At 62.1% G+C, this 26,209-nt stretch carries 23 protein-coding genes and 1 pseudogene; 13 read left to right on the top strand and 11 right to left on the bottom strand.

The genetic code is table 11. The annotated features are described in order from the left end of the window. Window positions 1-3 precede the first annotated feature (3 nt). Window positions 4-756, bottom strand: a complete 753-nt coding sequence (locus tag PJK54_RS09730) for a hypothetical protein (protein ID WP_271302724.1) — start codon at window positions 754-756, stop codon at window positions 4-6. A gap of 378 nt (window positions 757-1,134) precedes the next feature. On the opposite strand from PJK54_RS09730, the gene PJK54_RS09725 reads away from it, so the two are divergent. Both PJK54_RS09725 and PJK54_RS09720 read left to right on the top strand, forming a co-directional pair. Continuing rightward, complete coding sequence (locus tag PJK54_RS09725; protein WP_271302723.1) at window positions 1,135-1,758, top strand: DUF4760 domain-containing protein; 624 nt, start codon at window positions 1,135-1,137, stop codon at window positions 1,756-1,758. 1,334 nt (window positions 1,759-3,092) lie between these two features. After that, complete coding sequence (locus PJK54_RS09720) at window positions 3,093-3,659, top strand: recombinase family protein (RefSeq protein WP_271302722.1); 567 nt, start codon at window positions 3,093-3,095, stop codon at window positions 3,657-3,659. A gap of 622 nt (window positions 3,660-4,281) precedes the next feature. Here PJK54_RS09720 and PJK54_RS09715 read toward each other — a convergent pair. Beyond that, window positions 4,282-5,865, bottom strand: a complete 1,584-nt coding sequence (locus PJK54_RS09715; RefSeq protein ID WP_271302721.1) for a recombinase family protein — start codon at window positions 5,863-5,865, stop codon at window positions 4,282-4,284. Window positions 5,866-5,925: 60 nt separating this feature from the next. Here PJK54_RS09715 and PJK54_RS09710 point away from each other — a divergent pair. After that, window positions 5,926-6,831, top strand: a pseudogene (locus tag PJK54_RS09710) (YifB family Mg chelatase-like AAA ATPase); the annotation flags it as partial. A 28-nt stretch (window positions 6,832-6,859) separates the two neighbouring features. Here the strand turns inward: PJK54_RS09710 and PJK54_RS09705 are convergent. The 4 genes from PJK54_RS09705 to PJK54_RS09690 all read right to left on the bottom strand — a co-directional run bounded on the left by PJK54_RS09705 (window position 6,860) and on the right by PJK54_RS09690 (window position 10,670). Further along, entirely contained in the window at window positions 6,860-7,891 is a 1,032-nt protein-coding gene (locus PJK54_RS09705) for an Lnb N-terminal periplasmic domain-containing protein (protein WP_077379608.1), read from the bottom strand. Window positions 7,892-7,901: 10 nt separating this feature from the next. Further along, window positions 7,902-9,053, bottom strand: coding sequence for a pyridoxal phosphate-dependent aminotransferase (locus PJK54_RS09700; RefSeq protein WP_271302720.1), 1,152 nt, complete (start codon window positions 9,051-9,053; stop codon window positions 7,902-7,904). A gap of 88 nt (window positions 9,054-9,141) precedes the next feature. Further along, window positions 9,142-9,672: a hypothetical protein gene (locus PJK54_RS09695; RefSeq protein ID WP_157109506.1), complete on the bottom strand. Its 531-nt coding sequence runs from the start codon at window positions 9,670-9,672 to the stop codon at window positions 9,142-9,144. Continuing rightward, window positions 9,660-10,670 (bottom strand): alpha/beta hydrolase, encoded by a 1,011-nt coding sequence (locus tag PJK54_RS09690; protein ID WP_084209512.1) that lies wholly within the window; start codon window positions 10,668-10,670, stop codon window positions 9,660-9,662. The genes PJK54_RS09695 and PJK54_RS09690 overlap by 13 nt, the downstream gene beginning before the upstream one ends. 282 nt (window positions 10,671-10,952) lie before the next feature. Between PJK54_RS09690 and PJK54_RS09685 the strand changes: the two genes are divergently transcribed. Both PJK54_RS09685 and PJK54_RS09680 read left to right on the top strand, forming a co-directional pair. Continuing rightward, window positions 10,953-13,130: a malate synthase G gene (locus PJK54_RS09685; protein WP_271302719.1), complete on the top strand. Its 2,178-nt coding sequence runs from the start codon at window positions 10,953-10,955 to the stop codon at window positions 13,128-13,130. Window positions 13,131-13,409: 279 nt separating this feature from the next. Next, the gene (locus PJK54_RS09680) at window positions 13,410-13,826 is read left to right on the top strand and encodes a PaaI family thioesterase (RefSeq protein WP_077379595.1); all 417 of its coding nucleotides are present in this window, start codon (window positions 13,410-13,412) and stop codon (window positions 13,824-13,826) included. 27 nt (window positions 13,827-13,853) lie between these two features. Here the strand turns inward: PJK54_RS09680 and PJK54_RS09675 are convergent, their stop codons facing one another. Further along, a complete protein-coding gene (locus PJK54_RS09675) occupies window positions 13,854-14,273 on the bottom strand; it encodes a DUF423 domain-containing protein (protein WP_077379593.1) in 420 nt (139 codons plus the stop codon). A gap of 115 nt (window positions 14,274-14,388) precedes the next feature. On the opposite strand from PJK54_RS09675, the gene thiS reads away from it, so the two are divergent. The 4 genes from thiS (at window position 14,389) to PJK54_RS09655 (ending at window position 17,412) form a co-directional block, all read left to right on the top strand. Further along, window positions 14,389-14,589, top strand: a complete 201-nt coding sequence (gene thiS, locus PJK54_RS09670; protein ID WP_077379591.1) for a sulfur carrier protein ThiS — start codon at window positions 14,389-14,391, stop codon at window positions 14,587-14,589. Window positions 14,590-14,656: 67 nt separating this feature from the next. After that, window positions 14,657-15,490 carry a thiazole synthase gene (locus PJK54_RS09665; protein ID WP_271302718.1) on the top strand — a complete coding sequence of 278 codons (834 nt, stop codon included), beginning with the start codon at window positions 14,657-14,659 and terminating at the stop codon, window positions 15,488-15,490. 61 nt (window positions 15,491-15,551) lie between these two features. Next, on the top strand, window positions 15,552-16,376 hold the full coding sequence (gene trmB / locus PJK54_RS09660; protein ID WP_084209509.1) for a tRNA (guanosine(46)-N7)-methyltransferase TrmB: 825 nt from the start codon (window positions 15,552-15,554) through the stop codon (window positions 16,374-16,376). 127 nt (window positions 16,377-16,503) lie between these two features. Continuing rightward, window positions 16,504-17,412 carry a putative RNA methyltransferase gene (locus tag PJK54_RS09655; RefSeq protein WP_255303207.1) on the top strand — a complete coding sequence of 303 codons (909 nt, stop codon included), beginning with the start codon at window positions 16,504-16,506 and terminating at the stop codon, window positions 17,410-17,412. A 240-nt stretch (window positions 17,413-17,652) separates the two neighbouring features. Here PJK54_RS09655 and PJK54_RS09650 read toward each other — a convergent pair whose 3' ends face one another. Then, window positions 17,653-18,582, bottom strand: a complete 930-nt coding sequence (locus PJK54_RS09650) for an AEC family transporter (protein WP_077379585.1) — start codon at window positions 18,580-18,582, stop codon at window positions 17,653-17,655. Between the two features lie 228 nt (window positions 18,583-18,810). On the opposite strand from PJK54_RS09650, the gene PJK54_RS09645 reads away from it, so the two are divergent. Both PJK54_RS09645 and PJK54_RS09640 read left to right on the top strand, forming a co-directional pair. Continuing rightward, window positions 18,811-19,404: a hypothetical protein gene (locus PJK54_RS09645; protein WP_077379583.1), complete on the top strand. Its 594-nt coding sequence runs from the start codon at window positions 18,811-18,813 to the stop codon at window positions 19,402-19,404. A gap of 58 nt (window positions 19,405-19,462) precedes the next feature. Next, a complete protein-coding gene (locus PJK54_RS09640) occupies window positions 19,463-20,122 on the top strand; it encodes an SCO family protein (RefSeq protein ID WP_271302717.1) in 660 nt (219 codons plus the stop codon). A gap of 424 nt (window positions 20,123-20,546) precedes the next feature. Here the strand turns inward: PJK54_RS09640 and PJK54_RS09635 are convergent, their stop codons facing one another. Then, on the bottom strand, window positions 20,547-21,254 hold the full coding sequence (locus PJK54_RS09635; RefSeq protein ID WP_077379579.1) for an FKBP-type peptidyl-prolyl cis-trans isomerase: 708 nt from the start codon (window positions 21,252-21,254) through the stop codon (window positions 20,547-20,549). Between the two features lie 133 nt (window positions 21,255-21,387). Then, window positions 21,388-21,993 carry a TIGR02444 family protein gene (locus tag PJK54_RS09630; RefSeq protein WP_271302716.1) on the bottom strand — a complete coding sequence of 202 codons (606 nt, stop codon included), beginning with the start codon at window positions 21,991-21,993 and terminating at the stop codon, window positions 21,388-21,390. Window positions 21,994-22,143: 150 nt separating this feature from the next. Here PJK54_RS09630 and PJK54_RS09625 point away from each other — a divergent pair, with 150 nt between their 5' ends. Both PJK54_RS09625 and PJK54_RS09620 read left to right on the top strand, forming a co-directional pair. Next, complete coding sequence (locus PJK54_RS09625) at window positions 22,144-24,078, top strand: ABC-F family ATP-binding cassette domain-containing protein (protein WP_084209506.1); 1,935 nt, start codon at window positions 22,144-22,146, stop codon at window positions 24,076-24,078. Window positions 24,079-24,081: 3 nt separating this feature from the next. Further along, a complete protein-coding gene (locus PJK54_RS09620) occupies window positions 24,082-24,870 on the top strand; it encodes a pseudouridine synthase (protein ID WP_271302715.1) in 789 nt (262 codons plus the stop codon). 10 nt (window positions 24,871-24,880) lie between these two features. Here the strand turns inward: PJK54_RS09620 and PJK54_RS09615 are convergent, their stop codons facing one another. Continuing rightward, entirely contained in the window at window positions 24,881-26,104 is a 1,224-nt protein-coding gene (locus PJK54_RS09615; protein WP_271302714.1) for a patatin-like phospholipase family protein, read from the bottom strand. Window positions 26,105-26,209: the final 105 nt, after the last annotated feature.

Genomic DNA, 26,209 nt, shown 5'->3' with positions numbered 1-26,209 from the left:
GCGTTATGAGTCTGGAGACCTACTCTCGCTGGTTTCTTGTACTGCCTCTCCTATAGCCACTCCTTTGGTGCTGGCTAGCCATCGCATTGCATACGAACAGTTCTGATAGTTGAGGGAGATCGGTGTTTCTGTGAGGTGTGGAGAAGTTACGGATGAATGCTGAAGGAGTAGCTCACACTCTATGTCATTAGCTTGGTAATCAAATATGGAGTAGGGAGTTAGCTTGGATAAGGATCGTGTGGTGATCGCATATTCGTTACCTGAGAAGCCTATGTATGGGCTGAACCGTTCATACTCCACGTTGAGCAGCTCTGGAGAGGAGCCGACTTGGAGGACGATAGGGTCTTCGAGCATCTGTGCTGCGTAAGCTGTGCGACGAACATTATTTTCATCTAAGAGAGATACCTTGAGTCTTATCCAGCTCAATAGAGTAGGAGCATTGCCATAGTTGTAGATTAGGAGCTGGAACTTATCTACGCCGGATACCCGAGTACTGGCACCGATCTTGGGTTCTGCGGGTGGAGGGTTATAGGAGACGTAAAGCGAGTAGCCCGAAAGAAGCACCGAGATCATTGCTATGAATATAGGGACTCGCTTGTCTAGGTAGCGATGCACCCAGCTCTGAGGCTGCTGGCAGCTTGGACACACTGAGGCGTCTTTGAGGATCTCTTCCTTGCACCACTTACACTCGCTGCGCTGGCTAGGCTGCTTCGGCTTGCTGTTGAACTCCTTCAGCCGCTTGAGCTTCTCTTCCATGAGCTTCTTCCCTTGGTGATACGATGAGCAGCCTTGTTGTCAGGCTGTCTGGTCTGCTATCCGCTGAGAGCTTCTGTAGAAAGGTAGAGGCTTACTATGCCATGGATATTGCTTGTAGGTGGTTGTTCTCATGCCGCTCTCGGGCTCATGCACAGAAGTGGTGTGTGGATATGCTCCCCCTCGGTAGCTTCGTAACTAACTGACTATCAAGAGTAATGGCGGTTGCGATCAGGTTGAGGTGTGTGCGATGAGGCAGCCGCGTGATCTATAGATCTTGCTTAGAGGCTCCAGTAGGGCTAGTGTTCTATCTGCGCTGGTAATCAAACAAGCAAATGGTGCTTATAGGAGAAGTCATGAATATTATAAATGAGAAGAAGGATGTCTGAAGAGAAGCTTGTCGCAGCTCTTCAAGAAACTAATAGACTGTTAGCTTCCTTGAATCAGACAAGCATCCTAGATGAAATTCTTCCTTGGCTACCACCGGCCGCTATTATAGTTTCTGTCGTGGTAGCCTTCATAAGTGCTCGGCGAGCTATTGACGCTCAAAGGCATATTGCTCGTTCCAGGGCCTCTCTTGATCTCTTACTTCGCTTAGAGAGTGATGCAGAGTTCTTAAAAGCTTCCGAGGTTTATCGAGATGTCCGCAACAGTCGTGGGCTCGAGAGCTTAGTTGTTGGAAAGGATGTTATAAAATCGAAAAGAGATGAGCATGAGGAGTTCTGTGTAGATCTCTACTTGAATACTCTTGAGCTGATCTGTGTTGGTATTGTTGAAGGCTCACTCGATGAAAGAAGTATTTATCAATATATGCGTGGTGCAATTGTAAATGCTTGGAAGGCCTCTGAAGGCTATGCTAAAAAAACAAGGGAGGAGTCTACTGGTCGGATCTTGCTAGAGCTGCAATATGTAGCTACCGCATGGGATGAGCACCGATTCGTTATTGACGAGGGCGATGCGAGTAAAGTTTATAGCCAGACTATCGAGAGCAAGTCTCTGGTTTGATTCCCTTCTGTTCTATTATGTTGGTAAGCAGTCATGAAGGCTGTTGGTTTTTTATGGGTTGAGAGTTTCTGCGCGCCTCTCTGAGCTTCGATATGCCTCAACCCTATGTGATTGGGCAGGTAAGGATGATCGCCCCTCACAGAGCCTCACACAGTGGCTATCCATTTGTGCCCATTCATGGGGAAGAGCGCTTCGCCTGATCCTGACGTGCCCCTCTATGAGACCCTCTCTGAGACTCCCTCTGAGCCAGCTATGGATGTTATCACCATCATGGATAACCACTCCTGAGAGAGACTGTGAGACCAGCTCTGAGACGCCCGTGATACGTGGTCTGGAAATTAGTGCCCATTCATGGGGGAAGGGAAAAGAGAAACTATGAGTTACCTATTAGAGAGCTGGGAGATTCATCTCTTAGTTATCTCTGAGTGTCTCTCTAGGGATTATCATCATCCAAGTTCATACCCTTCATGGATTCATCTCTGAGCTATCTCTGAGTGAGCTCCTCCGTTAGCGCTTCGCTTGTCTGACACTCTGTCCTGAGAGAAAGGCTCCATCGAGGGAAGGTGGTATTGGATGATCCCACCACTCACCGGCAACGCTTCCGACAGCACAGCGACAGCCCACAGCCTCGGCCCAAGATGGCCTCGAAGGCTCACCACAGGCGCTCTCTCGCTCAATCGAGAAGGTGAAGGCCCAGGATCTCTCTCGGATTTCACACAGCGACGCCTCTTAGCCCCAGCTGGCGGGCCTCTCAGCGCAGCAGCAGGACAACACATCGAACACCTATAGGTCGGATGCTTACGGACTCACTCACCGTTGGCTCCGGCCTATTTTTTTGTCACAAATCTTTGAGCCGATATGTATGGGTATGAACGCACACAGCTTCCCCCGTAGCCCCCTGTTCGTCTGTCGATAGCTACCCACCTATGGCCACCCACTGTGCTTGTTCACCATCGTTGCCGTCGCTCCTACTACTCGCTTAACTTAGGATTTTCTAAGTTTGCCACCAGCCAGCCTCGCTGCTCCTCTCACTGCTCGATTAAGCGGGATATCCCGCCTTTCCTACCAGCCAGCCTCACTGCTCCTCTCACTTCCAATTATGCAAAAATGCACAATAACCACCAGCCAGCCAAGCTGAGAGCCTCGCCACTCCTCGCCGTCTTCCCTCTGTCTGTCACGTCCGCCAGCCCTTCCGTCAGCATGGATCAAAAGGTACACCCTGAGATCCACGCTGGAGAGTTACCATTATCATGGATCAATAGTGTTGACTTGTCACTGAGCCATCTCATAGTATTGAGCCATAGATTGTGATCCATCAAGGGAAGTAACCAGCCATGGCAGCAACCATCGCCTACCTGCGTGTTAGCACTGACGACCAGACCACAGCCACACAGCGAGCCACCATCGAGGAGAAGCACAAGATCGATACGTGGTTTGAAGATGAGGCAACCTCGGGAGCGATCAAGGCAGAGCAACGTGAAGGGCTGAGCAAGCTCCTCCAGTACGTGCGCAAGGGTGACACCGTCGTGGTCTATGCGATTGATCGTCTTGGCCGTAACACCATCGACGTGCTGGAGACAGTCGAAGCTCTGATCGCTAAGGAAGTCGCTGTGATCTCGATTCGTGAAGGCTTCGATCTCTCAACGCCCATGGGGAAGATGATGCTGACAATGCTCGCTGGTATGGCTGAGCTGGAGAGGAGCAACATCAAAGCGAGGCAGATGGCAGGGATCGAACGGGCAAAGGCTGAGGGGCGAGCGCTGGGCAGAGAGAAGACTATCGATGACGCTCAGGTGGCTCAGTGGCGTAGCGAGAACAGCGCAAGCATCAAGGCCACAGCAGAGCACTTCGGCATCTCGACAGCATCAGTGAAGCGTGCCTGTAGGGCAGCGAAGGGCTGAACAGTAGGGCAGCTGTCTGCTTCAATCCCTGGCCATCTCTGTGACGACTCACAGGGGTGGCTTTGTTCGTTTATGGGCAGCAGTGGATAGGTGTATTTTTGCGATCACATCACCCAGAGATGAGATCTATAGATAAACATAGTGCTCAGCGGCTCACAGAGGCCAACTGCAAAGCGATAGGGGGCTACCCTTTACGTTTTCATGGGTAGAGGGTATCGGCGCTTAGAGAAGCGCACAGACGAGCATAGAGACGAGAACAGGAGGAGAGCAGGATCGTAATAACGATGATGATCATCCGCCCAGAGACGAGGCACAGAAACGGAAAGGCCGCTCATGGCTTCACAGAGCCTCTCTGTGGGGCGATGGTGGGTGAGGGTATGCGTTTGCATGGGTAGAGGGTAACGGCTCCCAGAGGCGCTCACAGAGCTGCAGATAGGGAGAGCTACGTAGGGCCGCTGTGAGGCGATAAGAGGTGGAGGTTTGTGACGATGATGATCATCCACCCTAGAGACAGAGCCTGTAGATATACATGCCCCTCAGCGGCTCACAGAGGCTTTATGAGGGGCTGTACGCACGTCGATGAGGAATGCCTGACTCAGTTTGGCTGGCTCTTGTGCGGCTTCTATGAGGCTTCTCTAGGGTCTACCCATTCTTCATCGAGGAAGGTGTAAGTAAGCAGGGTTTCCTCACCGCCTTGCTGCCAGTGGAACTCCAGTAGCCCTGTAGTGAAGTTGATGACCACCTTGGAGAAGCAACCACGCATGAGCGTATTGATCTGCGCCTTGTCCTCCCAGTTCTCCTGTACCGCTTCCACTAGCTTCTGTGCTCGTCTCTGAGCCACGTCATTGTTGAAGCTGATCCTACGTTGCCCCATCTGATCGATCTCTTCCTTGAGGGCTTCCTGTTGCTCCTGTAGGGCAGAGAGACGCTCACCGATAGCAGGGTACTTGCTTGGATCAAGGCCATTCTCGATAGAGGTAAGGACGTTGTTGATCTGTTCCGCCACACCATCGAGTTGACCAGTGAGACTATCGAAGCGCTCATCGAAGTCATCATCTCCAACAGGACACTGAGCAGCGAGGAAGGAGATATTGTCTTGGATGATTGGCTCGACCATGTCCACTCTCACAGCGTTGTAGACGCAGCCAGCTCCTTGCTTGGCTCGATGGCAGACGAGATAGACCCATCCCTTGGCCTTGTTCTTAGTGACCCTGATCATCCTGCTATCACACAGGGGGCAGACAGCTAGGCCACCAACGATGTTCTGTACTGGTGACGATGAATGTCGTCCTCTCCTTGGGGAAGCACTGGCCTTGAGCATCTGGACAGCCTCGAAGGTTTCCCTGTCGATCACCGCTGGGTAGTAGCCCTCGATTGGCTCACAGGCTTCCCTGTGCTCCTTCCTGTCTGCACGGCTGGTGAAGGGAGTGAGTGTTCCGTAGGTGGCAGTGTTGGTGAGGATCTTGCTCACATAGCTGGTGTGCCATAGCTTCCCTTTACCGAAGATCGGAGCGCCTTCCCTGTTGAGCCTCGCAGCGATGGACTGCTTGCCTGTCCCTTCCAGTGTCCACTTGAAGATGTTCCTGACCACCTCTCCACGCTCAGGGATGATGTCGAAGCTCACACCGTCATCGGATGGCTTGAGCCACTGAGGAGCACGAGAGGTGAGGCGTACAGGCTTACCCTCAGCGATCATCTTCCTCTTACCTTCCCATGCAGCACGAAGACGCTTGGCCTTGGTGGCTGACTCCTCGTTGGCTCTCTGGAAAGTGATCACAGCCAGCAAGAAAGTCATCGGGTCTTGTTCCAGGGTCTCGGCGCTATAGACCCTCCCATCGAACAAGGTCACGACGTTGATACCCAGCTCACAGATGCTGCTCAGAACGCTGGCGGCCCTGTGGGCTGACTGTCGGGAGATCCTGTCGAGTGACTCCACTAGCAGGTAGGAGCCTTCAGCGATGATCTCGTCCTCCACGGCACGTAGAAAGATCCCTAGTGCGCCTGTCTGTCTGTTCTTGCCTTGGTAAGCGGAGATACCTAGATCGTGGAAGCTGTGATCGTCCAGTGTGAGGCCTAGCTTCTGGGCGTAGTCCTTGGCTAGCTTGGTCTGTCTTCGGAAGCTGTCACCCTTCATCTGCTCTGGTGTGGAGAAGCGAAGGTAGCTGTAAGCCTTGATGGCTGGGGCTTTGGGCTGCTCGGTGGTCATGACTCAGCTCTGTTACTGCGTGTGTTGATGGCGAAAGCCTACATTGTAGGTCTTCAAAGCCACAACCTGCTGTTCGCGGGGCCGCCGGGAACGGGCAAGACGATGCTGGCCAGTCGCCTCTCCGGCATTCTGCCGCCGCTGGGAGAAGCCGAGGCTCTGGAAGTCGCGGCGGTACGCTCGGTCTGCGGGATGCCGATCATGGAGCGCTGGGGCCAGCGGCCCTTCCGGGCGCCGCATCATACCGCCAGTGGTGTCGCGCTGGTCGGGGGTGGCTCCAGACCGCGTCCGGGAGAGGTGTCGCTGGCCCATCATGGCGTGCTGTTTCTGGACGAGCTGGCGGAATTTGATCGTGGTGTGCTGGAAGTGATGCGTGAGCCGCTGGAGAGCGGCCGCATCCTCATCTCGCGTGCCAGCCACCAGCGGCGCTTTCCGGCACGTTTCCAGCTGGTGGCGGCGATGAACCCCTGCCCGTGCGGCTATCTTGGTGACAGCCGTCGCAACTGCAGTTGCACGCCGGCCCAGATCCAGCGCTATCAGGCGCGCCTGTCTGGCCCGCTGCTGGACCGTATCGATCTGCAGGTCGAGGTACCGGGACTGCCTGCCGAGGAGCTGACGTCTGCGACCCCCGGTGAGGCCTCGGACGCAGTGCGCGAACGGGTGCTGGCAGCCCGCGCTCGTCAATTGGCCCGCGGCGGGCTCAATGCCCATCTCGACACCCATGCCCTGGAAGCCGCCTGCCAGCTGGAGGACGGCGAGCGTCAGTGGCTGGCCGGCGTGCTGTCGCGTCTCAATCTCTCGGCGCGTGCCTATCACCGGGTCTTGCGTGTCGCGCTGACGTTGAGCGATCTCATTGCGCAGGATGGCGTGCAGCGGCCCCAGCTGATGGAAGCCATCGGCTATCGTCAGCTGGACCGCATGATGGGGAGAGACCCGGCCCGCCCGGGAGCGGAACAGCGCAGCGCCTGAGCACTGCCTGTCGGGCCGCGTCGCCCGTTCAGAAGGACGGGCTGTCCGCGCCGGGGATGCCCTCACGGATCAGGCGCGAGAAGTCGCCGTCCGGGTGCTCGTCGGCGGCGATGGCGGCAGGGTTGATCAGACTTCTGGCCTTGAGCTCGGCGAAGGGCGCGGCGTCACTGAGCGCATCCTGGTCCGCGACATATTCCGGCAGATAGCCGGAGAGCAGCAGTCGATAGTCCAGCGGCAGGCCGTCGGTGAGGCGCGTCATCATCGCGTAGACGAGGGTGGTGCAGTTGCTGGTGGCGGTGTTGTAGAAGCGTGGCTGAGTGCGCAATGTCTCGGCTTCGTCGACGTAGGCCAGCAGCAATTCGCGGATCAGTTCGCGCGGCATCTGCACCCGATAGAGATGCACCTGCTCCCCGCGCACGTTGCTGCGCACGCGGATGATGTCGCGCTCGTCAGCGGCGATCACCGCCAGTTCGTACTCCTTGAACATCCCGCCCAGTGTCGAGAAGGCCTCGTCACGCTCCTTGCGGATTTCCACCGAGAAGGCCAGATGGCGTCCATCGGCGAAACCGAAGCTGACCAGCGTATGAGCGATCTGCGGCCCCATCCAGTGACTGGTCAACAGATCCACCGAGGTCAGTTGATCCAGAGGATAGTCCCGACTCTCCCAGCGCGGCGTGTAATCCTCAGGCGTGCGCCACTCGAAGTTGCGCACCTGTTCGAGGTGCAGGATGTCATCTTGGCTGACGCTCCCCTCGACCAGATGTTCGACCTCCGGCGCCCAGTCGCGGTCCGCACGCGGGGTGATGCTGTTCCACCAGCCGAGGCTGGCGACCAACAGCATCAGGTAGCTGCCCGCCAGTCGCCAGCGAATCGCATGGAGTTGCGGCGACCACAGCGCAATGACACAGATGAGGCTCAGCGCACCCGCGAGGACGGCCAGTGTCGTGCGAAGCCCCTCCGGTCCCGGCAGGCGGAACCACAGGGCAGGCATCAGCCACAGGCTCGCCCCCAGCAAGGCAAGGCTGGTGACGCTGCGGAGCACGATGCTGGTCAGACTCATCGGCCGGCACTCATGCGCGATTCTCTTCGACGATGGCCTGCTCAAGACGCGCCAGTCGACCCGGCACCAGGCTGTCCTCCAGGGTCGAGATGCGCAGGATGTGGCCGAGCGCCGGGTGAGGGGAGCGGGTGATCAGCACGCCCTGCGCCATCAGTTGCTGCTGAACCTGAGCGGCCCGCTCGGCGCTCTTGAGGCGCACGCAGAGGAAGTTGGTGGCACTGGGGAGGACGTCAGCCCCCAGCGAGCGCAGGTGCCCGGCAAGCTGATCACGACACTGGATGACCGCGGCGACGTGAGTCGCGGCTTCTTCGGGATGCTCCAGCAGCAGCGCGCCGGCTGCCAGTGCCGGCGCGCTGACGGCATAGTGGATCCGAACCTTGGTCAGAAGGGCGAGATCCTCACGCTCGGCGATCATGAAGCCGAGACGCAGGCCCGCCAGTCCATAAGCCTTGGAGAAGGTGCGCAGCCGGAAGGTACGAGCCATCGGGGCATTGTCGGCCTGCGCCGCATCGGGGCGGAAGTCGTGATAGGCCTCGTCCAGCAGCAGGCTGCAGTCCGCTGGGAGCGCATCACGCAGTGCTCGGACATCCTCATCCGAGTGCAGGTGCCCGCTGGGGTTGTCCGGGTTGGCGAGATAGACGACACGGGCCGCATGCTGACTTGCCGCCGCGGCGAGTGCGGCGAGATCCGGTGCCAGCTGGGCGAAATGGAGGGCATCATCAGAGGCATGGGCTTCGGTATATGGCACTTCAATGACCTCAGCACCGAGACCGCGCGCAAAGTACGCCAGTGTGGGGTAGGTGCCGGCACTGGTGATCACGCGCTCTCCCGCACAGATGGTGGCGCGCATCACCAGCGCCAGCAGGCTGTCGGCGCCGGCGTCGACCAGCAGCGTCTCGTAGGCGACGCCCAGGCGCTCGGCCAGTTGATGGCGCAGTTGCCAGGCATCGGCGTCCGCGTAGCTGCGGCTCAGGTCTGCCAGGGCATGGCCCAGCTCGCCGCCGAGTACCGCGTGGGGCATGTCGAGCCCTTCATTGGAGCCGTACTGATGCGGCAGCGCATGCCCCAGTCTGCGTTCCAGCGCCTTGATGCCGGGGAACGGGTTGTGCGGTCCCTCCTGATAAAGGTGGGCCAGGAAACGGCGGGGAGTGGCGGTAGTCATCTTGGCTCCAGAGGCGGTAACGGATGACGCCGGGAGGCAGGAGGTGGCCATGCGGCGTCAGAGAGTGAGTCGAGGAGACAGTGGGCGCTCAGGAGGCAGGTCGCGCACTGGCAAGGGCGTCAAGCGCAGCCTGATCGAAGGCGCCGCTGAGCGTGAATGTCCGGGTCTGCTGGCGCTCCGCGCTGAGACGGCGCACCAGCTCCAGTGTCAGCTGGTAGGGCTGCAGGGTGCGGTCGGAGAGCCTCAGGGGGCCACCGCTGGTATCCAGGCGTGCCACGAGGCGCCATTGCAGGCTGTCGATGCCGGGGCGATCGTTGCTCCAGTTGAGCACCTGCGGGCCATCCTTGAGCGCCAGCAGGGCACGTGTCAGCGCTTCATTGAGTGCGCCGGGCTGCACCTCGAGACTGGTATCCACTTCAGGAGGTGCCAGCAGCAGGACCTGCTCGCCCAGTGGCGGGGTCCAGCTCTGCTCATCCAGCAGGCGGGCAGCACTCTGGCCCAGGCCATAGATGGGGTCGCGCTCCGCGCGTGGCACCTGATCCAGTCCCATGCAGCCGGTCAGACCGGTGATCAACATCAGGCTCGCCAGTGTTCGCAGCCCGCGACTCATTCGTGACATGCCGGGGCGCCTCCCCTGCCATCAGGGGCCTCAAGTTCCGGGCGCGGCGACAGCGCATCGAGGAAGGCATCCAGCTCGGCGAACAAGGCCGTGCGAATCGGCTCGGCCTCATTGACCAGATGATGCTGCGCCTCGGGGTGGCGATGAATCCGCGCGTTGGGGAACTTGCTGGCCAGCACGTCGAGATTCCACTGCCAGTCCACCGTGGTGTCCTGTTCGCCCTGCAGTATCAGGGTGGGTAGCGAGCAGGGCGGGAGGGCCTGCAGGCGTGGAATCCAGGCGCGCATGGCCGAGACCCACTTCACGGCGAGTCGATCCGCCTGAAGCGGGTCGTTGGTGCTCAGGAACTCGTAGAACGCCGCGTCATTGGTATTCGCGCGGTACTTGCGCGGAATGGAGTCGATGAAGGGGCGCGCCATGCTATGCAGCCAGCGGGACTGCGGCCACCCCCAGGGGCGGACCAGCGGGGCGAGCAGCGCGATTCCCTGCCAGCGCGAGTCACTGCCACGCATCAGGGCGTCGGTGGCCAGCACGGAGCCGCCGGTGCTCTGACCGATCCCGAACCAGGGATGCGGCGCCAGATCATGGACTTCCAGATACTCCTGAAACGCCTGCAGGCAGCCGACATAGTCACCGAAGTCATCGATGGAAGCCGGCTCGCCGGAGGACAGGCCATGCCCCGGCAGGTCCCACAGCGCGACCTGCCAGCCCTGCTTCAGCAGGTGGGCCAGCAGGTGACGATACAGCGCGAGGTGATCGAAATATCCATGCACCACGAAGATGGTGCCGCGCGGACTCGGGGGAGTCCACAGCTGTGCCCACAGGCGAAAATCGCCAGCATCGAGGTGTCCGGCATGTACGGTGACATGTGCGCTGCGCAGTTCATCCAGGCCATAGTGGCTCAGGTAACAGGCCAGCGGGCTGGTCGTCTGACCGGGCAGACACTCAGGCAGACGAATGAAAGGGCCATAATCGAGCAGTGCGCTGAAGTCGGGCATGGTGATCTCCATAATGCTGCCATGCTAGCGGCTGGAGCTGTCGTGAGCCATAGGAAAAAACAGTGTTTCTTCATACAAGGGCTGCGTGTCGCGAACTGCCAGCATTCGTCATGCCATTTCCAGAACACGGTAATCCGGTTTCAGCCTCTTGTTCATTGGTCAAAGCCCCGCTTCCGCCAGCCACGGCATCGGGTATGGTGAAGTGATCCACAACCGCCCGGCAGATGATTCATTCCACGTACGGTTCGTCAGTTGATATTCGTTTCCAGGGAGAGCACACGCATGACCGATCGCATTCAACTTGAACGTCTGGCCATTGATGCCGGACTGCACCGCTTCATCGAGGAGGAAGCGTTGCCCGGTTCCGGTATCGCCTCGGCCGACTTCTGGTCCGGCGTCGATGCGTTGCTGCACGAGCTGGCGCCACGCAATCGCGAGCTGCTGGAAACGCGCGAACAGCTGCAGGCCAGCATCGACCAGTGGCACCGTGAGCATCCCGGCAAGGTCGAACTGCCCGCCTACAAGGCCTTCCTGAAGGAGATCGGCTACCTGGAAGACGAGCCGGCCAGTGTCGAGGCCACCACCGCCAACGTGGACAGCGAGATCTGCCAACAGGCAGGACCGCAGCTGGTCGTGCCGGTGATGAATGCCCGTTATGCCCTGAACGCCGCCAATGCGCGCTGGGGCTCACTCTATGACGCCCTCTACGGCACCGACGCGATCAGTGATGACGATGGCGCCGAGCGCGGCAAGGACTACAACCCGGTGCGGGGTGCCAAGGTGGTGGCCTACGCACGTCAGGTGCTGGATACCATCGCGCCGCTGGCTGGCGGTACGCACCATGACAGCGAGGGATACTCCATTCGTGACGGCCACCTGCTGGTGCGGGTCGGCGGACGTGACCTGAGCCTCAAGTCGCCGGAACGCTTCCTCGGCTATCGCGGCGACGAAAGCGCGCCAAGCGCGATCATCTTCGCGCACAACGGGCTGCACGCGGAGCTCGTGATCGACGCCGAGCACCCCATCGGCAAGACCGACCCCGCCAACGTCAGTGACCTGATCATGGAGGCTGCGCTCTCCACCATCATGGACTGCGAGGACTCGGTGGCCGCGGTGGATGCCGACGACAAGGTGACCGTCTATCGCAACTGGCTGGGCCTGATGAAGGGCGATCTGACCGAGACGCTGGAGAAGAAGGGTCGCCAGATGACGCGCAGGCTGAACGCGGACCGTGAATACACCGGCGCCGATGGCACCACCCGCGTGCTGCATGGTCGCTCGCTGATGCTGATCCGCAACGTGGGCCATCTGATGACCAACCCGGCCATCCTGCTGGAAGATGGCAGCGAGGCGCCGGAAGGCATCATGGATGCCATCTTCACCAGTCTGATCGCGCTGCACGATCTCAAGGGTGACAAGGACAGCCGTGGCGGTATCTGCAACTCGCGCACCGGCTCCGTCTACATCGTCAAGCCCAAGATGCACGGTCCGTCCGAGGTCGCCTTCGCTGACGAGCTGTTCTCGCGTGTCGAGCAGCTGCTGGGCCTGCCGAATGCCACGCTCAAGATGGGCATCATGGACGAGGAGCGTCGTACCACCGTCAACCTCAAGGCCTGCATCGCCGCGGCCAGTTCCCGTGTGGCCTTCATCAATACCGGCTTCCTGGATCGCACCGGTGACGAGATGCACACCTCGATGGAAGCTGGTCCGATGCTGCGCAAGGGCGACATGAAGGGGGCGGCCTGGATTCAGGCCTACGAGAAGTGGAACGTGGATATCGGGCTGGAATGCGGTCTGCGGGGTCGCGCCCAGATCGGCAAGGGCATGTGGGCGATGCCGGACCTGATGGCGGCGATGCTGGAGCAGAAGATCGGCCATCCCCGCGCCGGTGCCAATACCGCCTGGGTCCCGTCACCGACCGCGGCCGTGCTGCATGCGCTGCATTATCACCAGGTCTCGGTGAAGGACGTGCAACATGACCTGCTCAGCCGCCCGCGCGCCAGTCTCGATGACCTGCTGACCATTCCGCTGGAGCTTGATCCCCAGTGGAGTGCCGAGGAGATCCAGGCCGAGCTGGACAACAACGCCCAGGGGATTCTCGGCTATGTGGTGCGCTGGATCGATCACGGCACCGGTTGTTCCAAGGTGCCGGACATCCACGATGTCGGCCTGATGGAAGACCGCGCCACGCTGCGCATCTCCAGCCAGCACATCGCCAACTGGCTGCATCATGGCATCGTCGACAACGCCCAGGTGCAGGACACGCTGGAGCGCATGGCGGGCGTGGTGGATCGTCAGAACGCTGCGGACCCCAGCTATCAGGCGATGACGGCGGATCTCGAGGGCTCCATCGCCTTCCAGGCTGCCTGCGAGCTGGTGTTCCAGGGACGAGTGCAGCCGAGTGGCTATACCGAGCCGGTACTGCATCGCCGCCGCCTCGAGAAGAAGCAGGCTCACTGAGGCAGCGTCGGCGCTGCGCCATGAGCGTGGCACTGCGGATGCGGATCTCGGACATGCACGACGGCGGCTCTCGAGCCGTCGTCGTGCTTTCTGGCGATGCCATATTTCCCGAGGCGGCATTTGACGCTAGCCTTGCTCCCAGTAGCGCGCAACCGTACGATCAGCGCCCGCTCAGCCACTGCAGCGCCTGAAACGCGATGGTGTGGCGATCCCTGGTCACCACGCCTGTGCGTGTCGGTGCCACCAATCTGTCGTAGTCATCCTGTCGAGGAGAACGTCATGCCCGTCATGCACGCTGCTGCCATCGAGGACTTTCTCGATGATGTCTTCCCCCAGCGCCTGGGCACCATAGAAGCCGTGGGGGATGGCTGGGCCACCATGGGACTGGCCATCGAGGACGAGCATCTGCGTCCCGGGGGCAGCGTCTCCGGTCCGGCGATGATGGCGTTGGCCGATGTCTGTCTGTATGTCGCGATCCTGGGGGAGATCGGCCCGGAGCCGATGGCCGTGACCAGTGATCTCAACATCCATTTCCTGCGCCGTGCCCGCGGTGACCGGGATCTGATGGCCACCGCACGCCTCCGCAAGCTCGGGCGGCGTCTCGCCGTGGGCGAGATCGAACTGTTCAGCCATGGCGACACGGATCCGGTCGCTCTCGTGACCGCAACCTATGCCTTGCCGGATCGCGATGACTAGCGGCAGGTGGTGGGGGGGATCGCCCCGCTACAGCTTGTTGGCATCCTTTTCCTCGCTGCCGCGCTGACGCCAGCCGGTGATGGCCAGGCTCAGCCAGCCCGCGATCAGCAGCAAGCCACCGATGGGCGTGATGATGCCCAGCTGGGTGCGCGCCGTGGTGGCCAGCGCATACAGTGAACCGGAAAACAGCAGCATCCCGGCCGCCCACAGCCCCAGCGTCAGCATCTGCCCGCGCAGGGGCTGCACCGAGCGCCAGGCCAGCACGCCGACCGCCGCCAGCACGTGCCACATCTGATAGCGCACGCCGGTCTCGAAGACGCGCAGCATGTCCGCGCTCAGAGTGCCGCGCAGGCCATGACTGGCGAAGGCGCCCAGCGCGATGGTGGACATGCCGGCCAGGCCCATGGCCAGCCACCAGTGGCGGGAGTGGGAGTCGTTGTGACGCATAGAGAGAAAATTCCTTGAGGGCAGGTGGCGAGGGCATATCGTACCGACGATGTTGTGCCTACGCCTGTCCACGTAAAGCCGCTACAATGGCGGCCTCTTTTCGCGGGAGGACAGCATGCAGATACAGCTAAATGGTGAAGATCATGTGGTGGCGGATGCCATGACAGTCGCCGCTCTGGTCGAGAGTCTCGGACTTCAGGGCCGCCGCCTGGCAGTCGAGCGCAACGAGGACATCGTGCCACGTAGCGCTCACGCCGACACCCTTCTGCAGGCCGGTGATCGCATCGAGATCGTCCACGCCATCGGTGGTGGTTGAACGTCCCGCTGCCAGGGTCGATAGCTTTCACTTCACGCTCGCTCACGTCCAGCTCGATGAGGTCATCATGACAGACAGTTCTGCCCATACGCTTAACGCCCCCGTCACCCAGGTCGCCGGTGACAGTCCGCTGGTCGTCGCCGGTCGCGAGTTCTCCTCGCGCCTGCTGGTCGGCACCGGCAAGTACAAGGACATGGATGAGACCCGTTCCGCCATCGAGACCTCCGGCGCGGAAGTGGTCACCTTCGCGGTGCGTCGCACCAATCTGGGCCAGAATGCCGATGAGCCGAATCTGCTCGACGTGCTGTCGCCCAGTCGCTATACCTTCCTGCCCAATACCGCCGGTTGCTACAACGCGCGTGACGCGGTGCGTACCTGCAAGCTGGCGCGTGAACTGCTGGATGGCCACAATCTGGTCAAGCTGGAAGTGCTGGGCGATCAGGACACGCTGTATCCCAATATCGTCGAGACCCTCAAGGCCGCCGAGGAGCTGGTCGCCGATGGCTTCGACGTGATGGTGTATACCTCCGACGACCCCATCGTCGCCCGTCAGCTCGAGGAGATCGGCTGCTGCGCCATCATGCCGCTGGGCTCTCTGATCGGCTCCGGCCTCGGCATCCTCAACCCGCATACCCTGTCGCTGATCATCGAGCGCGCCAACGTGCCGGTGCTGGTGGATGCCGGGCTGGGCACGGCGTCCGAGGCGGCCTTCGCGATGGAGCTCGGCTGTGATGGCGTGCTGATGAACAGCGCCATCGCCCATGCTCGCCAACCGCTGCTGATGGCGGACGCCATGCGCCAGGCCGTGATTTCCGGCCGTGGTGCCTTCCTGGCAGGGCGCATGCCGACTCGCCTGACGGCGCGCGCTTCCTCGCCGGGTGCCGGCCTGATCACCGGCTGACCTCCTGAATCATTCGAATCCGATGCTCGCGCATCGCTCATGCAAAGACCAAGACGACCCCATGACTGACGAGACTTCCAAGCCGCAGGACGACACGTCCACTTCTGCTCCTGCTGACGATGCGCAGCAAGAGAGCGTGCAGAACGAGAGCGTACAGAACGAAAGCGCGCAAGCGATCCCTTCCGTGGCGGATGAAGCCGTCGCCCGCAAGCGTGGCATCAAGAGCTACGTGATCCGCGGTGGGCGCATGACACAGGCCCAGACCCGCGGGCTCGAAGAGGTCTTCCCGCGCCTTGGTCTGCGTCACGAGCAGGGCGAGCTGGACCTCGAGGCGCTGTTCGGTCGCCGTGCGCCGCTGGTGATCGAGGTCGGCTTCGGCATGGGCAAGTCGCTGTGCGAGCAGGCTCAGGCCAATCCGGGCACCGACTTCATCGGGATCGAGGTGCATGCCCCGGGTGTCGGCAAGCTGCTGGATGATGTCGACAAGCTGGGTCTGACCAATCTGCGCGTCTATCGTCACGATGCATTGGAAGTGCTGGCTGACTGCGTGCCGGCAGGGTGTGCCGACACCTTCCAGCTGTTCTTCCCGGACCCGTGGCCGAAGAAGAAACACCACAAGCGTCGCATCGTGCAGCCGGCCTTCGTCGAGCTGGTGCGTCGTGTGCTCAAGCCGGGCGGTCACTTCCATATGGCCACCGACTGGGAGAACTACGCCGAGGCCATGGCCGAAGAGATGGCCGAGGCACCGGGCTTCGTCAACACGGCTCCGGCCGAGAGCGCCCCCTATGTGCCGCGTCCGGATTTCCGTCCGCTGACCAAGTTCGAGCAGCGCGGCGAGCGCCTCGGTCACGGCGTGTGGGACCTGATCTTCGTCAAGCAGGACTGATTCGCGCCTCGTGCGCAGTGGCGGCATCATCACGATGCTGCATCGCGGCCGCCTTCGGGTGGCCGCTTGCGTCTGAGACCCGCCGCTTTTGCCTTTCTCTTCCCACCTGTCCCGAGAGCTGATGATCATGACGACGCCCACCCCTGAGCCGGCTGACCGGCCGACCATGACGCCACTGACGACCCTGACCTGCCCACTGGATGCCCAGCGGCTGATGCGAGATGGCCAGAGCTGGTGCTGCGCCGATGGCCATCGCTTCGATATCGCGCGTCAGGGGCACGTCAATCTGCTGCCGGTGCAGCGCAAGCGCAGTCTGGACCCCGGTGACAGCAAGGCGATGGTCAGCGCTCGCCAGCGGCTGTTCGCCCTCGGTGGCTATCAGCCTCTCGCCTCGGCGCTGGCACGACGAGTGCTGGCGCTGGCAGGGCAGGCAAGTGCGCTGGCCGTGCTGGATGCCGGCTGTGGGGAAGGCTTCTATCTGCGTCAGCTGGCAGGCGCTGCCGATGAGCAGCAGCTCTCGCTGACGGCGGCGGGACTGGATATCTCCAAGCACGCGGTGCTGGCGGCAGCGAAGCAGTCACGCGATGCCGCCTGGCTGGTGGGCACCAACGCGGCACTGCCGTTGGAAGACGCCTGTGTGGATGTGGTGATCTGCGCCTTCGGCTTCCCCGTCTGGCAGGAGTTCGCTCGTGTGCTCAAGCCCGGGGGCCATGTGGTGCTGCTGGAGGCGGGAGCCGAGCACCTGCTGGCGTTGCGCAGAATTCTCTACCGGGAGCTGAAGCCCGCGCGTGGCGAGGCCGGGGTGATGGCCGCCGAAGCTGCAGGTTTCGTGGTGGAGGGGGAGGTCGAGCATCTGCATGCAGGGCTTTCATTGACCAGCAATGAGCAGATCCGGGATCTGCTGACCATGACCCCGCATCTGTATCGTGCCGAGCGTGATGGTCTGGCACGAGCCGAAGCCATGACGGCCTTGGCGGTCGAGCTGCACGCGGAACTGAGGGTGTTCACGCGCGAGGAGGCACAAGGCGCGGCGTAAATAGAAATTCTTCGCATTTGGCTTGCAAAAGCAAATGAGAATGATTATCTTGTGTGTGCGGTGTCCGGGCAGACATCGCAGGGCGCAAGCCCATCCGCGGCGGCGGAGTCAGGCCCCCGCTGCGGAGTTTCTCCTCATCAAGCTAGTCACGGTCTTGGGCATCCTCATTTGGGATGCCCTTTTTCTTGTGTGCGGTTCATGCCGAGAGCCCTCAGGTCGCGAGCCGCGACGGAGCCTCCATCATGTCGCCAGCCACAGGGGCAGGGTCAGCATCGCCAGCAGCGTCTGCGCGGTGATCAGCGCCGCCATCAGTTCGGCATTGCCACCCAGCTGGCGCGCCAGGATGTAGGCTGAGGTAGCCGTGGGCAGCGCGGCAAACAGGATGGCGACATCGCGTGCCACGCCAGTCAGGCCAACGCCGGCGCACAGCCCCACCACCAATGCCGGCATCGCCAGCAGCTTCAGCAGACTCGCCAGCCATGCCACGCTGCCACTGTTCATCAGTACTCGTGGTCGCAGCGCCACGCCTACCGCCACCAATCCCAGTGGCAACGCCGCGCGCCCCAGCAATGTCAGCGCATCGCCGCTCCAGCCCGGCAGGCCGATGCCGCTGAGATTGAGCGCCGTTCCCGCCAGACAGGCCAGCACCAGAGGGTTGCGGGTCAGCGCCTTGAGTGAGCGCAGCAGTCCGCCGTCACCCAGAGTGCCGGCGCCGATGAACGCCAATACGCACAGCAGGTTGGCCGCTGGCACCATCAGGGCCAGCGCCACCGCCGCGACGGTCGCACCGGCACTGCCATGCAGCGCTGCCGCGCCGGCCACGCCGACGTAGCTGTTGAAGCGGATGCTGCCCTGGAAGAGTGAGGTGAAGGACGCGGCATCGCCCAGCTGGCGGCTCAGCCAGTCGGGGGCATGACGCCACCCCAGCCACAGCGCGGCAGCGAACAGCAGCATCGAGCCCAGCATCACGCAGGCCAGAGGGATGACCGGGACGCTGGCCATGTCAGCGCGTGCCAGGGTGGACATCAGCATGGCAGGGAACAGCACGTAATAGATGAGGCGTTCCAGCTCGCTCCAGAACCCCTCGCCCGGGAAGCGCTTCCAGCCCAGCAAGGCGCCCGCGACGATGAGCAGGAAGAGAGGACCGAGCGCCTGTTGTACACTTGCCATTCTGTCTCCTGGACGTGCTCACGGTGCGGATGGTGCGTCGTGGCCAAGAACGTCTCGTGCCTCGACGTGACACGATGTCTCGGCGGCTGCGCCCGCCGGGGGGCCTGATAAGCTTGTCATGAGTGGCTCACCTGCGCATTCATTCATGTGTCTTAGCCTGTCGGCCTGTTTGCCACGCGACTGTCTCCTCCTGTTCCGGCGTGCTGCCGGATTGTCATCGGAACCGCCATGTATCGCGCCGAAGAAGAAAATGCCCGCCCGCCCTTGCTCAACCTGCTGATCATGGTGACGCTGCTCACCATCGTCGTATCGCTCTATTACCTGATCGACTACTACCTTGTACGTGACGGCAGCAACGGCAAGGTCACCTGGTTCGCCCCCAACCAGTCCTGCGAACTCAGCCATGCGCCCTGCAGTGCCGAGCTGGGGCGCTTCGGGCGTATCACGCTCGCACTCGATGGTGACATCAGCCCGCTGACGCCGCTGGGTATCCGGGTGATCACGGAAGATGTGGCACCCGAGGGCGTGGAGGTCGATTTCATCGGTCGCCACATGGACATGGGGGTCAAGCGCAGTCTGCTGACCACCCGGGATGCGCCGACGCAGGCACGTCAGCACTGGTCGGGGGAAGGACAGCTCGGTTTCTGCAGCAGTGCCACCATGGCATGGCGAGCACAGGTGATCGTGACCACTGAACGTGGCCGCCTGGGCAGCTGGTTCGACTTTGACAGCCATCCGCCTGCCTCCACGGCGGAGCAGCTCGAAAGCTCGGTCAACCAGCTGTTCTCCCCTGACGAAAGAAGCGTCCGGCGAGACAGCTAGCGCGCGGCGAGGCGTGAGGCGTCTGACCGGCAGGCCACCACTGACAAGGAGTCCAGGCATGCAGGAGGAGAACAGGCAGACCCTGCGCTGGCTGATGCTGGGCGTGGTGGGTGTCGTGGCACTGGTGGGCGCGGGGGTGACATGGCAGGCCCTTCACCGACCGTCGGCGCCGGTGTCCGGCATGCAGGCGTGGGCGAGCCTTGGCGGGCCCATCCAGTTGACATCGGCACAGGGCGACTTCCGGCTCGCCGAGGTCAGCATGGGGGAGGCCGCACCACCGGATGCCACGCCGGTGGTGGCACTCTATTTCGGCTATACCCAATGTCCGGATGTCTGCCCGATGACGCTGGCGGCCCTGCGCCAGGTGCTGACCGAGTTGCCGGCGTCGGCGGCCGCTCGCGTGGTACCGGTGCTTGTCTCTCTGGACCCTGAGCGTGATACGCCAGCACGTCTTGCCACCTATGCCGGGCACTTTGGTCCGCGTTTCATCGGGGTCACGGGCAGTGATACCGAACTGGCCGAGATCGCGCGTCGCTACGGGGTCAGTCATCGGCGTGTCGATGCCCCGGATTCCGCGCTGGACTACACCGTGGATCATGGTGCGGCGCTGTATCTCGTCTCCGCGCAGGGGCGCATCTACGATCGCATTCCCTTCACGCCAGGCGCGGCCGGCATTCGTGCCGGCCTGACTCGCGTGCTGAGCGAGACCGCTCCCTGACGTCTCCTTGTCGTGCTGTCATGTGCGTCTCGGACACGAGGGAAATACACATTGTCCACAAGTTGGCAAGAGCCTGTGGCGAGAATTGTGGATAATCATTCCGCCATCTTTCAGCAACCTGCTGTTTTTGAAGGTAGACTTTTGTATTTCAACAAAATCAACAAGTTAAGGCGTACATTGCCGATTTCGGGAGTCAGTGTTCACTTTGCCGCCACCCCTGACGGCCGCTGAGTTGCCATGTATTACGGCCGGTTGTCAACCTGTGGTCAATAGCTTCCCCACAGAATTATCCACAGGCAGATCGCTCACCTGGAGGCCCGTTTCACGCTGCCTGACCCGTCGCGGGATGCCTCCTGTACAATGAAAAAGCCGCCCCTGAGGGCGGCTTTTTTCTGGCTGACGGCGCGCATTCGCGCGTCAGGGATTACTTCGCGGCATCTGCCTTGGTCACGTCGAGCAGCTCGACCTTGAAGGTCAGCGTCTCGTTCGGGCCGATCGGGCCGCCAGTGCCAGCCTTGCCGTAGGCGAGGTCGGCCGGGATGTAGAGCATCCAGGTATCCCCGACGCTCATTTCCTGCAGCGCTTCCTGCCAGCCCTTGATGACCTGGTTGACCTTGAAGCTGACCGGCTCGCCACGCTGGTAGGAGCTGTCGAAGACGGTGCCGTCCAGCAGCTTGCCTTCATAGTTCACCTTGACGGTGTCTTCCGCGTCCGGGCTCTCGCCGTCACCGGATTTCAGCACCTTGTACTGCAGGCCGGAATCCAGGGTCTTCACGCCATCCTGCTTGGCGTTCTCGGCGAGGAACTTGTCACCGGCCGCCTTGTTGTCGGCCGCCTGCTGTTCGGCCATCTGCTGCTGCTCTTCCATCTTCTTCTGCTGGAACTTCGAGAGCGCATCGGCAATTTCCTGATCGCTCATCTTCATGTCGCCCTTGGCATAGACGTCACGCACGGCTTGCGTGAAGGCATCCAGGTCAAGATCAGTGATGTCCTGAGACAGGCTCTTGCCCAGTGTCGCACCGATGCCGTAGCTGAGCTGTGCCTGGTCGTCAGAGAGGCTGTCATCGGCGGCAAAGCTGAACGGGGTAACCAGGAGGGCGCCGAGCGCGACGGCACTAACCAGCTGTTTCATGAAAACTCCTTCAGGATGGGATGGGCCTGAGACGGGCCCGAAACGCATATGCGGCACGCAGCGTGGCATGACCATGCTGATGCTCCGGTGCTACTGGGACTCTAACAGTCGCGTACAAGTTCCGCATCTGCCATTAGGGTTGAGACGAGCTTCGCCCGGCGCGACTCGTGGCCAGCAGGTGCAGGGCACGTGCGATGCTGTCGTCGCCCTCGTCGAGCGCCACCTGACCGGTAAGCTGTCGCAGCGACTGCAGGAAGGCGCGTCGGGGGTCATGGCATGACATGAACGGTGACGTGGGAGCATGGGCCGGAGGGCTGAGGGCTTCCAGGCGTGCCAGCGCTTCCTGCTCCGCCGACAGTTCACAGGCCTTCAATTGCTGATACAGCGTTTCCAGCCGGCGTGTGGTGGCCGCGCTTCGCGTGTCGGTTGGCTCCATCAGGTGCTGCTTGAGCTGTCGGCGACGCTCGCGCAGTGTCACGGTCATCCCGCGTTGCCAGTCACGCACCTCGCCGAGCAGCAGGCACGGCGAGGCGTCCAGCGCCACACCGCGTGCGGCCAGCCAGTGAATCCATAGAAGCTCGCAGACATCGAGACCGGCCTCGTCCTGCAACAGCAGACAGGCACTCATCACGTCAGTCGGCCCTGCGCCATCTTCCTGGTCGTAGGGCAGGCCCTGAGGAGCAGGCTGTGCGTAGAGGGACAGCGCGTAGTCCCACAATCCGGTAGAATGTGCGCCCATCAAGTCGGCTTTCCTGTGGTTCATGGCGGTCAAGCCTGTGGTTCATGGCGGTCAAGCCTGTGGTTCACGGCGGTCATGCCTGTGGTTCACGGCGGTCATGCATGCTGCGCGCGGGAGCCGACGCCCCCGGATTTTCTGATCGAGGTTGTCATGATTGCACTGCGCCAGCTCGCCCTGCAACGCGGCGGAGCCCCGCTGATCGACGAAGCGGACCTGACGTTGCATGCCGGTCACAAGGCGGGCATCGTCGGCCCCAACGGGGCCGGCAAGTCCAGCCTGTTCGGGCTGATTCTCGGTGAGCTGATTCCCGACAGCGGCAGCGTCTCGCTGGCCGGTGGCGTGCGGGTCGCGCACATGGCACAGGAAATCGATGCGCTGGAGCGCCCGATCGTCGATTACGTCATGGATGGGGATCACGCGCTGCGCGAGACGGAGCGGGCTCTGGCCGCCGCCGAAGAAAGCGGCGAGCATCAGCGTCAGGCCGAGCTGCACGCTCACTTCGACACCCTCGATGGCTACACCGCGCGTGCGCGTGCCGAGCAGCTGCTGGTCGGGCTCGGTTTCCGCCAGGCCCAGCTCAGTCAGCCGCTGGCGGCCTTCTCGGGAGGCTGGCGGATGCGGGCCAATCTGGCGCGCACCCTCTTCACGCCGTCTGACCTGCTGCTGCTGGATGAGCCGACCAACCACCTGGATCTCGATGCGCTGCTGTGGCTGGAACAATGGCTGGCACGCTACCCCGGCGCGCTGCTGCTGATCTCCCACGACCGTGACTTCCTCGATGCGGTGTGTGATCACATCATCCACTTCGATCGTCGCAAGCTGGTGGTCTACAAGGGCAACTACAGCCGCTTCGAGCGAACGCGTTCCGAGCGCCTGGTGCGTGAGCAGGCCGAGCACGAGAAGACCATGGCGCGTCGCGCCGAGATCGAGGACTTCGTGCGTCGCTTCAAGGCCAAGGCCACCAAGGCACGCCAGGCCCAGAGTCGCCTGAAGATGCTGGAGCGCATGGAGGAGACGGCAGCGGTGAAGGCCGATTCGCCGTTCCACTTCACGATTCCCTGCTCTGACAAGATCTCCCATCCGCTGCTGGGACTGGACCGTGCGGTGATCGGCTATCCCGGTCAGCCGCCGCAGCTGTCCGGGGTGCGCTTCTCGCTGCTGCCGGGCCAGCGCATCGGCCTGCTCGGCCCCAACGGCGCGGGCAAGTCGACCCTGATCAAGGCGCTCACCGGTGAACTGGCTCTGGTCGAAGGCCAGCGCACCGCCGGCGAGCATCTGGCCATCGGCTACTTCGCCCAGCACCAGGTCGATGGGCTCGACCTGACCTCGACTCCCTTCAATCATGTGCTGCGTCTCTCGCCGGGGGCCGGGGATCTGGAGATCCGTACCTTCCTCGGCAGCTTCGGCTTCCATGGGGATGAAGTGTACGCTTCGGTGGAATCGTTCTCCGGTGGCGAGAAGGCACGCCTGGCGCTGTCGCTGATCGCGTGGCAGAAGCCCAATCTGCTGCTGCTGGATGAGCCGACCAACCACCTGGATCTCGACATGCGCGAGGCGCTCACCGATGCGCTGGCGACCTTCGAGGGCACCGTGATTCTGGTCTCCCACGACCGTCACCTGCTGCGCGCCTGCGTGGATGAATTCTGGTGCATCGCCGATGGCCGCGTGACGCCCTTCGATGGCGATCTCGACGACTATCGTGCCTGGCTCAAGGCGCGGGTCGAGGGCGAGCGGCGTGAGGCGCGCGCCCAGAAGGATGCCGAGGCTGGCAGCGAGGGCACGCGCACGCCGGACCGCAAGGAAGCGCGTCGTCAGGCCGCCGAGCTGCGCGAGAAGCTGCGCCCGCTCAAGAAGCTCAGCGACAAGGCCGAGCAGAAGATGAGCAAGGCGCAGGGGGAGCTGGACAAGGTCGAGGAAGCGCTGGGCGATGCCACGCTCTATGAGGCGGACCGCAAGAGCGAACTGACCCGGCTGCTGGCCAGTCAGGGCGAGATCAAGGGACGTCTCGAAGACGCCGAAGCCGAATGGTTCGAGGCGCAGGAAGCGCTGGAAGAGATGGAAGCCCAGCTCAAGGCGGCGGACTGAGGCATGCGGCTGGATCGCTGGCTGACGCGCCAGCCGCAGCTCAATCGCCGCCTGGCGTTGCATGCGCTGGCGGCGGGGCGTGTGCGGATCAATGGCCAGACGGTCCGCGATCCGCTGCACGAGGTCGGTCCCTTCGATGCCATCGCGCTGACAGCCGATACGCTGGCGGACAATGACGCGACGCCAGGCGAGATACGCCTGCAGGCGCCACGTCGTCCACGCCATGTGCTGCTCAACAAGCCTGCCGGGGTCGTGACGGCCTGTCATGACCCGGAACATCCCACCGTCATCGATGTGCTGCGTGATTCGCTTGAATCACGTGGAGAGGATGACGGCTGGCTCGAGGAAATCCATCACGTCGGACGACTGGATCGTGCCACGACCGGTGCCTTGCTGCTGACCAACGACGGTGATGTCTCGTCACGCATCAGTGATGCCGGACTGGATGGGCCCGCCAAGCGCTACCGCATGGGATTGGAGCAACCGCTGTCGGAGGCGGCGCAGGCCGAGGCGATCTCGCGGGTGGCGCAGGGCGTCCTGCTCGCCAATGACGCTCGGCCGACGCTGCCCGCGCGGCTCGAGTTTCTGGCCGCGGACGAGGCGCGCCTGACGCTGCACGAAGGGCGCCACCATCACGTCAAGCGACTGTGGCGCACTCTGGGCAATCGCGTGGTGTGGCTGCACCGCGAGTCGGTGGCGGGGCTGAGTGTCGCCGGGCTCGCGGTGGGGGACTGGCGGGAGCTGACGCGTGACGAGTGCCTGCGGCTCGGCGCGGCGCTGGCACATGAGTGAGGCCGCTGCCTCAGCGGCCGCTGGCCTGGCTCGGCAGACCCTCATCCTCCTCTTCGCTCTCCGTCGGGGGGACATCCGGGGCTGACAGGCTGATCAGCTCACCCCGCGAGTTGCGGGTGAAGTTGCGGACGATGACCCCGATGTTGCGCGGCAGGGGATCGAACTGCTCGCAGCGGTTCAGCACCTCATGCATGTCCCCATAGCCGCTGCGACGACGTGAATCGATGGTCGCACGCGAGAAATCGATATCCTTGAGTGAGGTCTCGTCGGGGCGGGCCGCCGCCAGCAGACGCACGACATTGATGGACGGTTGCTGGGTCATGGCCAGGATGTCGTGTATTTCCTGAGACTGGCGCAGGTCTTCCGGCAGCAGGTCGGCCAGGTGCTCCAGGCCCATGCGCAGTGCCTGATTCTCTTCCATCAGATGCAGATGCTCACCGGCGCGGCTGGAGTACTGGATGTCCTTTTCGCGTAGCTGGGCTTCCTGCAAGGTTTCCGGCACCTTCCCGTAGGCGCTCCACAGGTCGATGACGTAGCAGTTGACGATCGTCTCGCTGTGCGCGCGCTCCGACAGCACCCAGCTGATCGGCGTGTTGGAGTAGAGGCCGCCATCCCAGTAGGCCTGACCGTCGATCCACACCGGCGGGAATGCCGGCGGCAGGGCACCACTGGCCAGTATGTGGCGGTGATCCAGCGCCTCTTGTGACGAATCGAAGTAACGCAATGCGCCGCTGCCGATATTGACCGCCCCGACCGATAGCCGCACGTTCTCCGGGTGACGGGCGTCGAGGCGCTCGAAGTCCACCAGGCGATTGAGGGTGTCTCCCAGCGGTTCGGTGTCGTAGAGACTGGGCGGTTCGCCGAAGAAGCTCTGCCAGATGGGAACTGTCCACAGGGAGCGCGGACGGAAGAAGCCCGGGATACCCCACAGCATGGCGGAGGAGCGCGCGACGCTGCGCTCCCAGGGGTGGAAGGCCGGCCCGAGGCTGTTGGCCGGTTGCGCGATGCCATACCAGAACGCTTCGAGGGCCTTGAGGCGCTCGCCATCCGGATTGCCCGCAATCAGTGCGCCATTGATGGCACCGACCGAGGTCCCGACGACCCAATCGGGCTGGATGCCGGCCTCTGCCAGTGCCTCGAACACGCCGATCTGGTAGGCGCCAAGGGCACCGCCGCCTTGCAGGACCAGAATATTGAGCGCGTCAGCGCAGAAGTCGCAGGATGTATCACGCATGAAACCTTCTCCTTTCCGGTAGCGCCACGCTGATGGCCTGCACGGCCTCGGCTACCTGATTGGCAGGTGATCGGCTTGTGGCAATGAAAGCGAACACGAATTGTG

The sequence above is a fragment of the Cobetia sp. MMG027 genome, from assembly GCF_027947415.1.
In the GTDB taxonomy this organism is placed as follows: Bacteria; Pseudomonadota; Gammaproteobacteria; order Pseudomonadales; family Halomonadaceae; genus Cobetia; species Cobetia marina.
This window is presented reverse-complemented; position numbering and strand designations above follow the sequence as displayed.

What these genes read in the sequence shown, in the direction of transcription:
- PJK54_RS09630 (WP_271302716.1), bottom strand. Translation starts at nt 21,993, where the DNA reads ATGGGCGCACATTCTACCGGATTGTGGGACTACGCGCTGTCCCTCTAC.
- PJK54_RS09655 (WP_255303207.1), top strand. Translation starts at nt 16,504, where the DNA reads ATGACGACGCCCACCCCTGAGCCGGCTGACCGGCCGACCATGACGCCA.
- thiS (WP_077379591.1), top strand. Translation starts at nt 14,389, where the DNA reads ATGCAGATACAGCTAAATGGTGAAGATCATGTGGTGGCGGATGCCATG.
- PJK54_RS09675 (WP_077379593.1), bottom strand. Translation starts at nt 14,273, where the DNA reads ATGCGTCACAACGACTCCCACTCCCGCCACTGGTGGCTGGCCATGGGC.
- PJK54_RS09690 (WP_084209512.1), bottom strand. Translation starts at nt 10,670, where the DNA reads ATGCCCGACTTCAGCGCACTGCTCGATTATGGCCCTTTCATTCGTCTG.
- PJK54_RS09620 (WP_271302715.1), top strand. Translation starts at nt 24,082, where the DNA reads ATGCGGCTGGATCGCTGGCTGACGCGCCAGCCGCAGCTCAATCGCCGC.
- PJK54_RS09700 (WP_271302720.1), bottom strand. Translation starts at nt 9,053, where the DNA reads ATGACTACCGCCACTCCCCGCCGTTTCCTGGCCCACCTTTATCAGGAG.
- PJK54_RS09665 (WP_271302718.1), top strand. Translation starts at nt 14,657, where the DNA reads ATGACAGACAGTTCTGCCCATACGCTTAACGCCCCCGTCACCCAGGTC.
- PJK54_RS09640 (WP_271302717.1), top strand. Translation starts at nt 19,463, where the DNA reads ATGCAGGAGGAGAACAGGCAGACCCTGCGCTGGCTGATGCTGGGCGTG.
- PJK54_RS09730 (WP_271302724.1), bottom strand. Translation starts at nt 756, where the DNA reads ATGGAAGAGAAGCTCAAGCGGCTGAAGGAGTTCAACAGCAAGCCGAAG.
- PJK54_RS09715 (WP_271302721.1), bottom strand. Translation starts at nt 5,865, where the DNA reads ATGACCACCGAGCAGCCCAAAGCCCCAGCCATCAAGGCTTACAGCTAC.
- PJK54_RS09645 (WP_077379583.1), top strand. Translation starts at nt 18,811, where the DNA reads ATGTATCGCGCCGAAGAAGAAAATGCCCGCCCGCCCTTGCTCAACCTG.
- PJK54_RS09615 (WP_271302714.1), bottom strand. Translation starts at nt 26,104, where the DNA reads ATGCGTGATACATCCTGCGACTTCTGCGCTGACGCGCTCAATATTCTG.
- trmB (WP_084209509.1), top strand. Translation starts at nt 15,552, where the DNA reads ATGACTGACGAGACTTCCAAGCCGCAGGACGACACGTCCACTTCTGCT.
- PJK54_RS09625 (WP_084209506.1), top strand. Translation starts at nt 22,144, where the DNA reads ATGATTGCACTGCGCCAGCTCGCCCTGCAACGCGGCGGAGCCCCGCTG.
- PJK54_RS09695 (WP_157109506.1), bottom strand. Translation starts at nt 9,672, where the DNA reads ATGTCACGAATGAGTCGCGGGCTGCGAACACTGGCGAGCCTGATGTTG.
- PJK54_RS09705 (WP_077379608.1), bottom strand. Translation starts at nt 7,891, where the DNA reads ATGAGTCTGACCAGCATCGTGCTCCGCAGCGTCACCAGCCTTGCCTTG.
- PJK54_RS09635 (WP_077379579.1), bottom strand. Translation starts at nt 21,254, where the DNA reads ATGAAACAGCTGGTTAGTGCCGTCGCGCTCGGCGCCCTCCTGGTTACC.
- PJK54_RS09680 (WP_077379595.1), top strand. Translation starts at nt 13,410, where the DNA reads ATGCCCGTCATGCACGCTGCTGCCATCGAGGACTTTCTCGATGATGTC.
- PJK54_RS09685 (WP_271302719.1), top strand. Translation starts at nt 10,953, where the DNA reads ATGACCGATCGCATTCAACTTGAACGTCTGGCCATTGATGCCGGACTG.
- PJK54_RS09650 (WP_077379585.1), bottom strand. Translation starts at nt 18,582, where the DNA reads ATGGCAAGTGTACAACAGGCGCTCGGTCCTCTCTTCCTGCTCATCGTC.
- PJK54_RS09720 (WP_271302722.1), top strand. Translation starts at nt 3,093, where the DNA reads ATGGCAGCAACCATCGCCTACCTGCGTGTTAGCACTGACGACCAGACC.
- PJK54_RS09725 (WP_271302723.1), top strand. Translation starts at nt 1,135, where the DNA reads ATGTCTGAAGAGAAGCTTGTCGCAGCTCTTCAAGAAACTAATAGACTG.